Here is a 470-nt window from a genome sequence, read left to right on the forward strand (position 1 = left end):
TCGAGGTCGTCGAGCGACACCTCGCCGGGACGGAGCGGGCGTTCCAGCACTTGCTCGACCAGCGTGCCTTTGACAACTTCCTGGGTGATGGCCGGCTGCACCGGCGGGGCGGCGACCACGGGAACGGGCGCGGCGTTCGGCGCCGTTTCCTCGGCATGCCTGGCGCCTTCGGCCATCGCATGCAGCTTCTCGATCAGGTCTTCGTCGGTGCCCTCGGGCTCGGTCTCGGTGGCTTCCAGGCCGGCGAGGATCTCCTTGATGCGGTCGATGCTCGACAGGATCAGCGTCACGGCCTCGGCCTTGACCGGCATGCCGTCGCGGAATTTGCCCATCAACGTCTCGCCGGCATGGGCGAGCGCCTCAAGCCGCGGCAGTCCCAGAAACCCGCAGGTGCCCTTGATGGTGTGAACCAGCCGGAAGATGTTATCCAGAATCTTCGCGTCGCTCGGGTCCTGCTCGAACCGCACCAA

At 66.6% G+C, this 470-nt stretch carries 1 protein-coding gene; it reads right to left on the reverse strand.

Annotated elements, in window-relative coordinates; genetic code table 11:
* On the reverse strand, positions 1–470 hold a 470-nt coding region (locus tag CP49_RS35465; RefSeq protein ID WP_245311047.1), incomplete at both ends, for an Hpt domain-containing protein.

The organism is Bradyrhizobium valentinum (assembly GCF_001440405.1).
Classification (GTDB): Bacteria; Pseudomonadota; Alphaproteobacteria; order Rhizobiales; family Xanthobacteraceae; genus Bradyrhizobium; species Bradyrhizobium valentinum.